Source organism: Cryobacterium sp. Hz7, assembly GCF_004402815.1.
GTDB classification, from domain to species: Bacteria; Actinomycetota; Actinomycetes; order Actinomycetales; family Microbacteriaceae; genus Cryobacterium; species Cryobacterium sandaracinum.
In genome coordinates this window covers 32304-46418 of the sequence record NZ_SOFB01000023.1, presented here as the reverse complement: position 1 = coordinate 46418, position 14115 = coordinate 32304, and the positions used below count along the sequence as shown (strand labels likewise).

Genomic DNA, 14115 nt, shown 5'->3' with positions numbered 1-14115 from the left:
TATTCCTCGTGCGACCAGCCGGCGTCGCGGGCTTGGTCGCCCAGGCGCCGGAACGCGTCGCCGATCCTCGGGGCGCGCAGCGCGCGGGCGCAGTACTCGATCTGAGATGCCGTCGCGCTCATGCGATCAGGCTCAGATCAGTCAGGCCGCGACCGGTGTCAACACCAAACACGTCGTCGTAGGACGAGAGGCTGGCTGTCTCGACGAAAGCGACGTGAGCCTGGGGTCGTTGATGGCGGCGCAGCGTCTGAAACTGGCGGCGCAACACGGCCGCCTGGACGACGTGGTCGGGGTCGGTGACGGTCAACTGCCTGGCCCAAGCGCGGTCGTGGGAGGTGACGGTGACACCGTTGTGAGCGACGTGGATGCGCTCGAGGTCAGCGGTCACGTCCACAAGCCTGCCGATCAAGGCCGGCGCGACGGAGTAGTCGTTCGAGTGCACCCGAACGTAGTAATCCCGCGGCAGCCGAACCGTGTTGCGGAACAAAACATCTGGGACCACGGGTGAGAGTGGGCGCATCGCGGCCCGGTCCTGGGCGATCAGGTCGATCGGACTGGCCCGCCGTGAGCGGGAGTGCCGCGCGTTCGCGATCGGCAGCCAGGCCGCCATCTGTTCGTTGAAGTCCTGCGGTGAGGCGAAGCCGCGGCCCGGCATGAACGACGAGCGGAAGAACCGGTTGCGGCGCTCGACCATGCCCTTGGACTCCGGATCAAGCGCCTTGAGGAGCTTGATCGCGGTGCCCAGCGTCCCGGCGAACGCGGCCGTAGGCTCGGTGAGTTTGCCGCGGCCGATGCCGGTCTCGTTGTCCCAAAGCAGCCGTTTCGGCACCGCCTGCGCGGCTTGCAGCAGAGACCACATCCCGCCGAGCAGATCGGGTGTCTTCCGCGACGGCAACATCAGCGCCTGGAAGAACCCGGAGAACGTCGACGTCATCACCAGCACCGGCGGCATGCCCTCTTGCCCGTGTCCCAGCGGCAACGGCTCGTGCGGGAACCACAAGTCGCACTGGACCTGCCGGCCCGGCTCGTGAACGAGGCGGTCCGCGGGATCCGGCGGGACATACTCCGGCCGGACGCCGGCGACCTTCTCGCGGAACACCGACGCGGACCCGGGCCAGCCGACGCGCTCGGCCAACGTCGACGCCGGCATCGACGGCGTCACGGCCAACAACGCCCGAACCTGCGGGGCGAACGCGTCGAAACTCGACCCGACAGCGGGCCGCTGGTACTTCGGCAGCCGGTCCGTTTCCAGCGCCCGCTCCACCGTCCCCCGCGAGACGCCGACGAGCCGCCCGATCTCCCGCTTCGAGTACTCACCCGTCGAAAACAGTTGGCGTATCTTCGCCCAATCGTCCATATTGATCACCTTCCATACTGGTCGGTGGTCCTGTTTTCAATCGGCGTTAACAAGCGGGCGGAACCGACTGCGCACGTGCTCCGGAGCGGAGACAAGTATCGCCTTGATCTGGTTGATGGCAATTGTGCGGGCCTTCATCGCTGAACTGCGGGCGGCACGGAGGACGCGGAGGCATTCAACGGGGCCGTCCTTGGTTTTCGGCGTCGACGTGCCTCGTCCGGCCAAGATNCTCCCGCTTCGAGTACTCACCCGTCGAAAACAGTTGGCGTATCTTCGCCCAATCGTCCATATTGATCACCTTCCATACTGGTCGGTGGTCCTGTTTTCAATCGGCGTTAATGGTCCTGTTTTCGGTCGGCGTTGACAAGAGTGTGACGTTCGTGCCGTAACCGGTTCCCTGAGTTGATACTCCGCCGTCAGACGGCAGAGTCGAATCGGCGAAGGCAATGCCTTCATCGTCCAGGATGACTGAACGCGACTCGACAATGCCCGCAGCGGGTGCTGCAATCGCATTGTCGCCACAGATGTGTCCCTCTTCAAGAACAACGGTTTCTGTGCCGAACCCTGTCGTCTGCACGCTTACGGTGGGGGTTTCGGTCAGAGTACAACCCCACTGCTCCATGACCGACTCCCAGGGCACTGTGTTCCAGTAGGTTTCGAGCTCGTCGTTATACGCCGCGAAGTCTGAGTCCGACGATCCGGGCGTGTGCTCCGGAACGGGATTCTCCGCGACGAACACCGCAACGACACTCTCTGCCTCGGCCTGCTCAGATGCGCTGACCAGTGAAGTGTCTGGCTCATAGGTCTGGATCGGGTCAGCAGCCGTAGTTGAGGAGCTCGCCGACGCTGGCAAGGCGCTTCCGAGTACCAGAAGCGCGCCGGCCGAACCGACGGCCACCGCACCCCATGCTTTTCGTTTCCTATCAAAGATCATTACAAATACCCCCTGCCATGTCTTCGACGACACCACTTGACGTCGATACAGACGTGATCAGAGCAAATCACCTCTCCCGTCCTCGGCACAAGGACCGGGTAAGGCCAATATCTGCGTGGACGAGCGCCCAAAGCCGACCGGACACGTTCCCGCCGGGGAATGTCGGTGCGACGATCCCCTAACGGGCGCGGTAATCGACTTCGCCAGGAGTCGGGCCCATATCTAGAAGGGCCTCAACTTCCATGGTTGCAAAGCAGCCACCGCGATGCACGACTTCTAACCACGCACCGCTCACGTTTCCGTCCCACGAGGAGGCGTGCATAACCAGGCCCTGGCCGGCGAACCGTCCAGTAGTCGGCACGTAAACGAATGTGCGGTGAGGCGGTTTCGGGTTGCTCTCTCCGTGCCTTCTGCCCTGCTCATCGATGAATGCATAGGCCATTGCCATGCCGCGCACCCTAGGTCGAGCCGCCGACAGCTCCCCAGCCGCCGTTTTTTGGGTAGCACCACTGCGCCTGGCGGTCTCCCTCAGTGAAACCGGCGGCAAATGCCGCGCACAGGAAGGGTGCTGCCGCGCATGTATCCCGCGACGAGTTGCCCGCCGGGCAGCTCCGCAGCAGACGGACGAGCTGTGCAGGCGTGAACTCACATTGTGCAATCGTGAACGGAAAATGACAGCCTCGGAGACACGGGACGTCCACTGCGTACCCAAAGCGAAGGGACGCGTAACGGAGTTCTGCCCGGAGCTCAAACCTAGACCGGAGTCTAGAGCGGAGGTGGGTGCAATCCGACTAGGCGAAAGACCCATTGTAATAAAAATAAATCCCGATCAGCGGTTATTTTAAAGTAGGGCGGCTGGGACTTGAACCCAGGACCGACGGTTTCCGACGACCCCGCTGAACGTCTCGACCCGAGCGTCGTGACCTCGAGTGATCTCGACCTGACCGGTAGTTCCTTGCAATTTCTGAGCCAATTGTATCGACCCACTTCGACCCACCTAGGCCGGTCTCGAGGCAATAAACGGTGCATAAACGTGCGCGCATCAAGTCTGCCGATGATCCGCAACCGGAGACCGCAGAGTGGTTCTTCGTGACCGTCATGGGCTACCCGATCGGTTGATCGCGACCAACGCCGCGTTGATGGTTCCTTCGGGCGGTTTTTCCATCAATCGTCCCTAAATCTTTGAGATAAGGGCGGCGACGGAGTCCAGGGATGCCGGCACACGAGGCCTCGGCACCGGCGCTCCATTCTTCAGGGATCTATAGTCCATGACGAACTATCCAGACAAGAAGTCCTGCGCGCGCTGGATCGTAATGTTGCGTCGGGTATCGGTGACCGGGAGCTTCTTGCAGATCCGCACGAGGGAGACGGGATCGATGAGCCCGGCTTCGACTAGCGCATCCACAAACTCCAGGTCCTTTTCGTCACCGCGAACCAGCTTCGCGGCACACAGGTCGTGTGGATCGAGGCATCGGGCCAGTGCGCCGTTGGGACCGTCTGGTGCCAGCTGAACCGTGCGGGTCTCCCAGCCATTCGGGAGCACCGCGGTCGTGACGTTGACACCCTGCACGTAGAAGCCGTGGTCCATGTGAAACTGCGACCACTCCGAGGATGGCCTGGCTGCCGATGACGAGTACCTCGCGTTGCTCAGTGACCCTGGTCACTTGCCGGATCGCCTCCTCGAGTTCCCTGCGTTTCATTCCTGGTTAGCCCGCTCGATTGCTGCGACCCGCTCGCCCTGAGTGAGAGCGCCAGCGAACGGCGAGTTCTGTCGGAGTTCTCGCCCTTCCGGAGTGTCCGCGAGCATGCCCAGGATGAGTAGGTCCACGGGACCATCCACAAGCTCGGTCCAACGATCCACCCACTTCTGCCCGATCGGGGAACGAAGCCGAGCCCGAAGGCGAGCGAGGTTGTCCGGCACCACATCAAGCACAGCCTGCGGATCGGTCCTGAGCTTGTTCGCGAGAACGCGATGCAGTTCCATCGTCACCCTCTCCTCACGACGAGTGTTAACGACCTCCATGCGAGGACGGCGCCCCATCACAGCCAGGGCACGCTTGAGCGTTCCGAGCTGAATCCGGTCGTCCCGCTCGGACTGTTCCATCCGCGTGACTGTACTGGGAGCAACACCCAGATTCTCAGCGAGATCACGAACCGTCCACCCGACTGCCCGGCGCGTGTCTGCAATCGTTGTCGACATCTTAGTCCTCCTGTGTTGCATTGTACTGCAACAAGGTCGAGGGCGCTCGAGGTCGCCCCCTGACCAACAACGAAACACCACCAAACAGAACTTGACCCTCCCGGAGTGGATTCGGTATTACTGATGCCGTGTGCTCACTGGCGATCCACTAACCGAATACCCCACTCCGGATAACCCGTCGGGGAGGCTGCTTCTCCTTCGTCACGGCGAGACGGAGTGGTCGAGGGATGGCAAACACACAGGACTCACGGATGTTCCGCCACTGCTCGAGGAGAGGATCTTGGCCGCGGTGCCGGAAGTTGGCCGACGGGGATGTCGCCCTGGTCGCGCATGGCCACTTCCTGCGCATCCTCACGGCCGTGTACGTGCGAATGGCCCCGCGATTCGCGTCTCAGATAACCTTGGATGCTGGATCGGTGTCGGTGTCGGTGTCGGTGTCGGTGTCGGTGTCGAGCTTTTACCGCGAGCAGCCCGCAATTTTGTTTTGGAACTGCGGACTCGAGCTTCCCGTGGTGCCCTCAGAGTCTTGAGGACGAGATCGCTTACCGGCGGCCGATGAGGCCCTTCATGCCCCAGAGAGAAGAGTAAACCGACTGCCGCTTAGTTTCGATCACTTGAACGTCCTGACAGGGCAGGGCTCTACCGGTTCAGTACGATCCGCTTCGCTCACGCTCGAATTGTAGGAACGTCGATGCAGTGCCACTGTGAGTGAGGTGGAGCTGATGCATGGCGCGCGTGCACGCGATGTAGAGCATGCTGCGGTCGATATCGGTGGCATAGACGGCGTCATTGACGTGCGGGACGATGACCACGTCGAACTCGAGTCCCTTGGCGATGTGGGCCGAGGTGATGATGATCCCACCGGTGAAGGTCTTGCTGTCGTAATCGAGGAGGGTGAGTTCGATCCCCTCCGCAGCGACGGCTCGATAGAGCTGCTCGGCCTGGTCGAGAGTTTTGCAGACGATCCCGAGCGATCGGTATTCGCTTCGCTCGTGCGCCGCGATGATGTCGAGAATGAGCGCGGTCTCGTCCTGTGGAGTGTCACAGCCGACGAGCTGCGGCGGCTGGCCATGGCGTTCAATGGGAATGAGCTTGTCGTTGCGGGAGATGTTCTGAGCGAATTCGGTGATCTCGGTGGTCGAGCGGTAGCTCTTGCAGAGCTCGAGGCAGTCGGCTTCGGGAAAGATGCTGAAAATCGTCTCGAGGTTCGAAGAGCTGAACGGGTTCACGGACTGGTTGGAATCGCCGAGGATCGTCATGTTGCAGGCGAACAGCTTCCGCAGCACCGCGTATTGGATGGGGGTGTAGTCCTGCATCTCCTCGACGAGCAGGTGACGGATGTCTTCGTAGCTGTCATGGCGTGCCGTCGCAATGATCGTGAAGATCAACGGTGCAACGTCCGAGTGCTCGATGCGCTTCCGATCGAGCATCTTGAATTGTCCGAGACGCGATGGCTGATCGAAGAACGCCCGGTACAGCGCGAGAGCGTCTCTGAAGGGGAACATTGCGCGAACCTGCTTGCGAACACCGGTCGAGTCGGTGGCACTCCATTTGCCGTCTCGGTCGAGCACGCGCTGCTTCATCAGGTGGATAGCACTGTCGGCAACCCGATCCAGTCGGGTGAAAACGGGAGAGGTGTGTCCGCTCGCGTAGGTCTCTGCGACCCAGTCGGCGGTCACCCGCTCTGAATGCTGCAGAATCCCATCGGGCATGAAGTCCTCTGCCCGGGCGGCGATCCACTCGTTCAGGGCCTCGACGAACTCCGGGGTCGCTTTGGCTCGCATCCGATCGGCGGCAGCCTGGTCGACGTCGTCGAGGAGGCCGCTGACCTGCTCGCTGAAAGTCTGGTGCTGCACGACCTTGGTGAGGAAGCGCGCGGCGATGCGGTCCAGGTCGATCTCCGCGACCTGCTCCTCGCCCAGCTCGGGGAGGACGTCGGCGATGTAGTCGGCGAAGACCTTGTTCGGAGACAGGATCATGACGTTGCTGGACGACAGGGTGTCCTTGAACCGGTAGAGCAGAAACGCCAACCGGTGCAGTGCGATGGAGGTCTTGCCGGAGCCCGCAACGCCCTGCAGGATGAGCACAGTGGCCGTCTCGTTGCGGATCACCGCGTTCTGCTCACGCTGGATCGTCGCGACGATGTTGCGCATCTTGTCATCGGCTGACTCGCTGAGCTCGCGCTGCAGCACCTCGTCACCGATATTGATCGAGCTCTCGAGCTGATATTGCAGCTGTCCGCCCTCGATCTTGTACTGGCGCTTGCCCGTGATCTCGCCCTCGGCGACCCCCTCAGGCGCGAGGAACGACGCCGAACCGGTCTCGTAGTCGTAGTAGAGACTCGAAACCGGTGCACGCCAATCGTGCACCCGGAGGTCTTGCGTCTCGGGGTCCCAGAAACCGTGCACGCCGATGTAATACGGCAGTGAGACATCCGTGTCCGTGCGTAGAAAGTCGACCCGCCCGAAGTAGGGCGAGTTTCTCAGCCGCTCGAGAGAGTCACGTAATTTGACCGCGTAATTGCCGACCGTGATCGTCGTTGAGACCTCCATGCGGGCATTCGCCTTCTCCGCGTGATCCATATCGCGCTGATGCTCCCACATCTGGCGCTTCTGTTGACCGATCGAGATGGCCGTGCGGTCGATCGAATCAACCATGTTCGCGTGCGCCGACTCCAAAAGCTCGAGCGTCTTCGCGAGGTAACGATGTTCGGCTGCCTCGTCGGTGGTAAGGGTGTCTGTCATGTGTTTCTCCTGCGGAGGTGCACTCCGGATGCGTATCGCGTCAACTGATCGGATCAGGACTGATCCCGGCGTGGCTGATCGCGGCGTGGAGGCGCATCAGAGACGTCCGAACGTCGCAACTCAACCCTAACGTATGTGTTAGGTTGACGGTTCCAGGTCCAGCTAGTGGCGTAGGAATGCCACCCCCCTGAGCACCCCTAACCTGACGTTAGGGTAGCGTTTCCCTGTCGGCTGTCCTCCCAGGTCCGGCTTCGTTCCCTGCCGGAAGGCCTCATGGCTGTTCTCACGAGTTCGCCCAAATCCACTCGCTATAAGGCCGACCCTTCGGTGCTGACCGCGCTGCGCTCTCCGCGCCTGCTCACCCGGGAGGTTCTCGCCGGCCTCGTCGTGGCGATGGCGCTGATTCCCGAGGCGATCTCGTTCTCGATCATCGCCGGCGTCGATCCCCGGGTCGGACTGTTCTCCTCGTTCGTGATGGCCGTGTCGATCGCGTTCCTCGGCGGTCGACCGGCGATGATCACCGCGGCGACCGGCGCGATCGCACTGGTGATCGCCCCCGTCGCCCGCGAGTACGGGATGGACTACTTCATCGCCACGGTCATCCTGGCCGGGGTCTTCCAGGTGGTTCTCGGGGTGCTCGGCGTGGCCAAGGTGATGCGGTTCATCCCCCGCAGCGTGATGGTCGGCTTCGTCAACGCCCTCGCGATCCTCATCTTCATGGCCCAGCTTCCCCACCTTCTCGGCGTGCCGTTCCTGGTCTACCCGCTCGTCGCCGTGGGACTGCTGATTATGGTGGCGATGCCCCGCCTCACCAAGATCGTTCCCGCCCCGCTCGTGGCGATCGTGCTTCTCACCGTGGTCGTCGTCGTCACCGCGATCAACGTGCCCACCGTCGGCGACCAGGGCGAACTGCCGAAGAGCCTGCCCGAACTGTTCATCCCCAACGTTCCACTCACCTGGGACACCTTCACGATCATCGCCCCCTACGCCATCGCAATGGCGCTCGTGGGCCTGCTCGAGTCCCTGATGACCGCGAAACTCGTCGACGAGATCACCGACACCCACTCCCGCAAGACCCGCGAGGCCTGGGGCCAGGGCGTCGCCAACATGCTGTCGGGCATCTTCGGCGGCATGGGCGGCTGCGCCATGATCGGCCAGACCATGATCAACGTCAAGGCCTCCGGCGCCCGCACCCGCATCTCCACATTCCTCGCCGGAGTGTTCCTGCTGATCCTCGTCGTCGGCCTCGGCGACCTGGTCGCGATCATCCCAATGGCCGCCCTGGTCGCCGTGATGATCATCGTGGCCGTGCTGACCTTCGACTGGCACAGCATCCGTTGGTCCACCCTGAAACGGATGCCGAAGAGCGAGACGACGGTCATGGTCGCCACCGTCGTGGTCGTCGTGCTCACCCACAACCTCGCGATCGGCGTGATCGTGGGGGTGCTCGTGGCCATGGTCGCCTTCGCCCGCCGGGTCGCCCACTTCGTCAACGTCGAGCGGACCCTGCCCGAGGGTGAGCCTGTGCCCACCGCGTTCTACACGGTCACCGGCGAGCTCTTCTTCGCCTCCAGCAACGACCTCACCACCCAGTTCGAGTACGCGGACGACCCCGACCGCATCGTGATCGACATGACTCGCTCACACATCTGGGACGTCTCGACCGTCGCCGCACTCGACGCGATCACCAACAAGTACGAACGTCACGGCAAACGGGTGATCCTCGTCGGCCTGAACGACGCCAGCACCATCATCCACACCCGTCTCGCCGGGAATCTCGGCGGCGAGTAACCGTGCACCGGAATAAGGCAGTGATGGAAAGAGGCCGCCGATGATCGCGAGATTCGAAGAACTGGACTGGCAGCCGACGCCGATGGGCGAGCTGACTCTTCGGCGTCGGATCGAGCCCACGCTGGGGGTTGAGGTCTTCGAGGTGAAGCTGGGCGAGGAGTTCCTCATGTCCAGCCTCTTCACCGTCGCGGAAAAAGAGCTGGCACACCTGGGCCTCGCTGCAACCGAGGGCGACGAACTGGCCGTGCTCGTCGGCGGACTCGGACTGGGCTACACCGCACTGGCGGCCCTGGCCGACCCGCGCGTGACCGCGCTCACCGTCGTCGACGCGCTTCCCACCGTGATCGACTGGCACCAGCGGGGGTTGCTTCCCACGTCGAGCGCCCTCACCGGTGACGCACGAACCAGACTGCAGGTCGACGACTTCTTCGCACTGATGCGCGCTGAGCCGACGCCCGATTCCCCACGCTACGACGCGATCCTGGTCGACATCGATCACTCGCCGCGCCACCAGCTGGATCCCAGTCATGCCGATCTATACACCGTTTCTGGTCTGCAGGCGCTCGCGCGTCACCTCCAGGTCGGGGGCATCTTCGCGCTGTGGTCCGACGATCCGCCCGACGACGATTTCATGGCGAGCCTGGGCAGCGTCTTCGTGACGTCCACCGCCCACGTCATCTCCTTCGACAACCGGATCACCGGCGGCACGTCGACCAACACCGTCTACGTCACCACGACCTGATCTTCGAAACATACTCTTACGTAAGTGTAGAGTTGGGGTGCTGTGATCCGGTAGCGATAGAAGCTGAACCCTCCCCCACGTTTGCAACAGGCAACGATCTTCCCGTGATCACCGCGACGAAACCAGCTGGCCTTGTCTACTGCCAGCGTCAAGGAGATAACAGCTATGAACCACACGTCCACAATGACTCCCACGCAGAGGCTCTCTGATGCGGGAGTCAGCATCTGGCTTGATGACCTGTCGCGGGAGCGAATCCAGTCCGGGAGTTTGAAAGAGCTCATCAAGACCCGCAATGTGGTCGGGGTCACAACCAACCCGACGATCTTCGCGGCGGCCCTCGCCCACGGTGAGGCATACGCCGAGCAGATCAGGGATTTGGCGGGCGAAGGTACGAGCGCGGCCGATGCGGTCTTTGAAATCACGAGCACGGATGTTGCCTTGGCGGCGGATATTCTCCGACCCATCTACGTGCAGACCCAGGGGTTCGACGGGCGGGTCTCGATCGAGTGTGCGCCCATGAACGCCCATCGGGCCGATGCCACGATCGCCGAAGCGAAGGCCCTCTGGTCCCGAATCGACCGGCACAACGTGATGATCAAGATTCCCGCTACGACTGCCGGACTGGAGGCAATCACGGCGGTCATCGGTGCGGGGATCAGCGTCAACGTGACCCTCATTTTCAGTCTGGACCGTTACCGCGAGGTGATCGAAGCGTACCTGGCGGGGCTGGAGAGGGCGAAGAGAGCCGGACTGGACCTGACCAGCATCCACTCCGTTGCATCCTTCTTCGTGTCGAGACTGGACACGGAGATCGACCGCCGCCTGGACGCCATTGGCACGGACGAGGCCCACGCCCTGCGGGGACAAGCAGGAATCGCCAACGCGAGGCTCGCCTACGAGGTCTACCAGGAATCGTTCACTGACCAGCGCGCACAGGGACTGATCGCGGCCGGAGCCAACGAACAACGGCCGCTCTGGGCCTCAACCGGCGTCAAGGACCCGACCAGGCCCGACACGATGTACGTCGTCGAGCTTGCCGCCAGTGATGTCGTGAACACGATGCCCGAGCAAACGCTCGAGGCCACCCACGACCATGGGAATGTTCGTGGTGACACGATCACCGGCTCATACCCGGCCGCCGTGAAGATCTTGGACAGGATCGCTGCCCTCGGCATCTCCTATGCCGGAGTGACCGACCACCTCGAGGAAGAGGGGCTGAACAAATTCAGGGCGTCCTGGAACGACCTCCTCCAAACCGTGCGCCTGGCCCTGGAGGCAGCCAAATGAGCGTCACGATTCGCCGCAGCCGTGACACGGAATCGGCTGTCCGACGCGCAGTCCCCCTGCTTGTCGCGGATAGGGTCGCCACGCGCCTCTGCGCCCAGGATGCAACCCTGTGGGGAGCCGCCGCGGAGGCGACCGCCCGAATCAGTCTCGGCTGGACACCGGCAGTCGCCGCGGCCCGGCCCCTCATTCCTGAGATCCTCGCCCTGCGTGGTGAACTCGCCGCCGCGGGGATCAGCCACATCGTGCTGGGCGGGATGGGCGGATCCGCCCTGGCATCGGAGATGATCGCCCGCAACGCCGGGGTCGAGCTCACCGTTCTGGACACCACCGATCCCGACCGGGTGCACGCCGCCCTCCACGACCGCCTGAGCAGCACGGCACTCGTCATCTGCTCGAAGTCGGGCGAAACCATAGAAACAGACAGCCAACTCCGCGCCTACGAGAAGGCATTTGTCGATGCCGGCATCAATCCTCGAGGACGCATCATCGTCGTCACCGACCCTGGCACCCCGCTCGAAGGCAGCGCACGCCACGCTGGCTACTACGTTTTCCTCACTGACCCCCGCATCAGCGGCCGATACTCGGCACTGACGGCCATCGGGCTGGTTCCGGCCGGCCTGGCCGGCGCCGATATCCAGCAGCTCCTGGACGAGGCGGAGGCGATCACCCCGGATCTGGCCGTGGACGCGATCGAGAATCCCGGGTTCATTCTCGGTGCCGCAATCGCGGCCACCAACCCCCTGCGGGACAAGCTCGGCTTCATCGTCACCGGGACCAGTGCCGTCGGCTTCGATCTCTGGGCCGAACAGCTGATCACCGAGTCCATCGGCAAGCGAGCAGGAGGCCTCTTCCCGTTCACGCTCGCCCCGAACGCACCGGAGCTCGACGCCCGGGAGGCCATGCACCTGCCCGATCTGCAGATCGTACGTCTGGTCGATGACGCCGACTCCTACGAGGACTCCCGGCCGGGGGACATCATCGTCAGCGGTTCCCTGGGCGGCCTGGTCCTCCTATGGGAGTACGCGACCGTGGTGGCCGGACGAATTCTGGGCATCAACCCGTTCGCACAGCCCGACATCGACGCATCGGATATGGCGACGCGCGCACTCGTCCGGATGGGATCTCAACCCGTGCCCCCCGCCCTGACCTCGGAACGGATCGAAGTGCGCGGCTCCGCCGACATCGTCAACGACTCCCACACGCTGAAGGAGGCCGTGGACTCCCTGCTGTCATACCTCGGCGACGACGGCTATGTGGCCGTGCAGGTCTATGCCAACCGCCTGGCCTTCCCCCAACTGGAAGATCTGCGCGACAGCCTGGCCACCAAGGCCCGCCGACCTGTCACCCTGGGCTGGGGTCCTCGATTCCTGCACTCCACCGGCCTCTACCAAGACGGAGGCTCGGCGAAGGGTGTGTTCCTGCAGATCACAACAACCGGATCCACAGATCTCTTCATCCCGGGTCGCCCATTCACGTTCGAGCAGCTTCTGGCCGCCCAGGCCGCCGGCGACACCCAGGATCTCCTGGACCAGGGACTCCCCGTCATCACACTGACCCTGCCGACACCGGAAACGAACCTGACCCACTTGATGGCGGCACTCGGCTGACGCCGCCCACCCGACCAGCGGCGGCCGCATCGCCCGCATCGATGCGACCGCCGTTGTTCCACCAGCGAACGAAGACCAGAGAACGAAGACCAGAGAACGAAGACCAGAGAACGAAGACCAGAGAACGAAGACCAGAAAGGCTAATCGATTCGTATGACTGAGCTGCGATTGGAAGTACTGTCCGCCAGCAACGTAGTTGCGGCCAACAACCTGAGTCTGAAGCCGGGGCAGGAGCAATTCATCACCCCCGTTTCATATTCGGTGGCAGCAGCAGCGACAAATCCGACCGTTTCCTGGCAACGAGTGGTGTTGCACGAAGACCAAGTCGTCGGATTCATCCATGGCAACTTCGACCCCGACGCCGAAGAGGAAGAATTCCGGGCGTGCCTCTGGCGCATCAGCGTGCACGCGGACGCCCAGGGTCAGGGCGTCGGGACGTTCGCCGTCGCCGCCCTCGCCGACGAAGCCCGCCACCGAGGACTCCATCGCGTCACCGTGATCTGGGAACCCGGGGCCGCCGGGCCGGAGGCCTTCTTCCACCGCGTCGGATTCACCGACGTCGGCCAGACCCGCTACAGCGAGGTCATCGGGGCGCTCGAGCTCTAGAGGCCACCGCCGCGACGACTGCAGCTCAGGCCCGAGGCCCGTTCAGGGACAGGGCAGTGGGCCGTTTGGGGAGCAGATTGTCACCCGAGGACTGCCGCCTGGCCCGTCGAAGCAGCCAGGGCGCCAGATAGGTGCGAGCCCACACGAGATCATCGGTGCGGGCGCCTCGCCAGGTACCGTCCGGCATCGGTTCGGGGTCATAGGCCTGGAGTACATTCGCGACATTGAGAGCCGAGAGCACGCTGCGGGCCACCGCGTGATGTCCGAGGGCATTCAAGTGCAGCCGGTCGGGCGCCCACATGCGGGGATCCTGAATCTCGGTCAGGGCCCACAGGTCAGCGACAACGCACTCCTGTCTGACCGCGATGGCCCGCAAATTCTCGTTGTAGATGGCGATCCTGCCGCGAACGCCGCGAAATACCGGGGAGAAGCCGAGGTCAGGACCGGTGAACAGCACGATCGTCGCGTTGTCCCGCTTGAGCCGTTCGATGGCGGCCTCGCACCGGACCGCGACCTCGTCCGGGTCACTGCGCGGCCGGATGACGTCATTCCCGCCAGCCGAAATCGTGATCAGGTTCGGGCGCAACGAGAGCACCGGCTCGATCTGCTCGTCGACAATCTGCCGGAGCACCTTTCCGCGAACGGCGAGATTGGCGTAGGCGAAGTCGTCCGTGCCGGCGCTGAGTACTTCCGCGATGCGGTCGGCCCAGCCCCGATACCCGCCCAGGCTGGCCGGTTCCGGATCGCCGATGCCCTCGGTGAAGGAATCGCCCAGAGCCACATAACGTGACCACGGATGTTGCTTGGTTCCACTATTCATAGTCCTCAGATCTTTGTCTCAACCACA

Annotated in this window: 11 protein-coding genes; 5 read left to right on the top strand and 6 right to left on the bottom strand. The window is 63.2% G+C overall.

The window, feature by feature from the left end; genetic code table 11:
- Positions 1 to 118: 118 nt before the first annotated feature.
- The 5 genes from istA to E3N86_RS05515 form a co-directional block, all read right to left on the bottom strand.
- Positions 119 to 1357 (bottom strand): IS21 family transposase, encoded by a 1239-nt coding sequence (gene istA / locus E3N86_RS05540; protein ID WP_134374967.1) that lies wholly within the window; start codon positions 1355 to 1357, stop codon positions 119 to 121.
- A 325-nt stretch (positions 1358 to 1682) separates the two neighbouring features.
- Entirely contained in the window at positions 1683 to 2291 is a 609-nt protein-coding gene (locus E3N86_RS05535) for a hypothetical protein (RefSeq protein WP_166785026.1), read from the bottom strand.
- Positions 2292 to 3567: 1276 nt separating this feature from the next.
- Positions 3568 to 3879, bottom strand: coding sequence for a hypothetical protein (locus E3N86_RS05530; protein WP_134374971.1), 312 nt, complete (start codon positions 3877 to 3879; stop codon positions 3568 to 3570).
- A 108-nt stretch (positions 3880 to 3987) separates the two neighbouring features.
- Positions 3988 to 4491, bottom strand: a complete 504-nt coding sequence (locus E3N86_RS05525; RefSeq protein ID WP_166785025.1) for a helix-turn-helix transcriptional regulator — start codon at positions 4489 to 4491, stop codon at positions 3988 to 3990.
- Between the two features lie 647 nt (positions 4492 to 5138).
- Positions 5139 to 7235 (bottom strand): 3'-5' exonuclease, encoded by a 2097-nt coding sequence (locus E3N86_RS05515; RefSeq protein WP_134511528.1) that lies wholly within the window; start codon positions 7233 to 7235, stop codon positions 5139 to 5141.
- A 273-nt stretch (positions 7236 to 7508) separates the two neighbouring features.
- Between E3N86_RS05515 and E3N86_RS05510 the strand changes: the two genes are divergently transcribed.
- The 5 genes from E3N86_RS05510 (at position 7509) to E3N86_RS05490 (ending at position 13268) form a co-directional block, all read left to right on the top strand.
- Entirely contained in the window at positions 7509 to 9026 is a 1518-nt protein-coding gene (locus tag E3N86_RS05510; protein ID WP_134511527.1) for a SulP family inorganic anion transporter, read from the top strand.
- A gap of 40 nt (positions 9027 to 9066) precedes the next feature.
- On the top strand, positions 9067 to 9768 hold the full coding sequence (locus E3N86_RS05505; protein WP_134511526.1) for a spermidine synthase: 702 nt from the start codon (positions 9067 to 9069) through the stop codon (positions 9766 to 9768).
- 165 nt (positions 9769 to 9933) lie between these two features.
- Positions 9934 to 11055 (top strand): transaldolase, encoded by a 1122-nt coding sequence (tal, locus tag E3N86_RS05500; protein ID WP_134511525.1) that lies wholly within the window; start codon positions 9934 to 9936, stop codon positions 11053 to 11055.
- Positions 11052 to 12662 carry a glucose-6-phosphate isomerase gene (locus E3N86_RS05495; RefSeq protein ID WP_134511524.1) on the top strand — a complete coding sequence of 537 codons (1611 nt, stop codon included), beginning with the start codon at positions 11052 to 11054 and terminating at the stop codon, positions 12660 to 12662. Before tal ends, E3N86_RS05495 begins: the two co-directional genes overlap by 4 nt.
- Positions 12663 to 12815: 153 nt before the next feature.
- Positions 12816 to 13268, top strand: coding sequence for a GNAT family N-acetyltransferase (locus E3N86_RS05490; RefSeq protein ID WP_134374986.1), 453 nt, complete (start codon positions 12816 to 12818; stop codon positions 13266 to 13268).
- A gap of 25 nt (positions 13269 to 13293) precedes the next feature.
- Here E3N86_RS05490 and E3N86_RS05485 read toward each other — a convergent pair whose 3' ends face one another.
- Positions 13294 to 14088, bottom strand: coding sequence for an SGNH/GDSL hydrolase family protein (locus E3N86_RS05485; RefSeq protein WP_134374988.1), 795 nt, complete (start codon positions 14086 to 14088; stop codon positions 13294 to 13296).
- Positions 14089 to 14115: the final 27 nt, after the last annotated feature.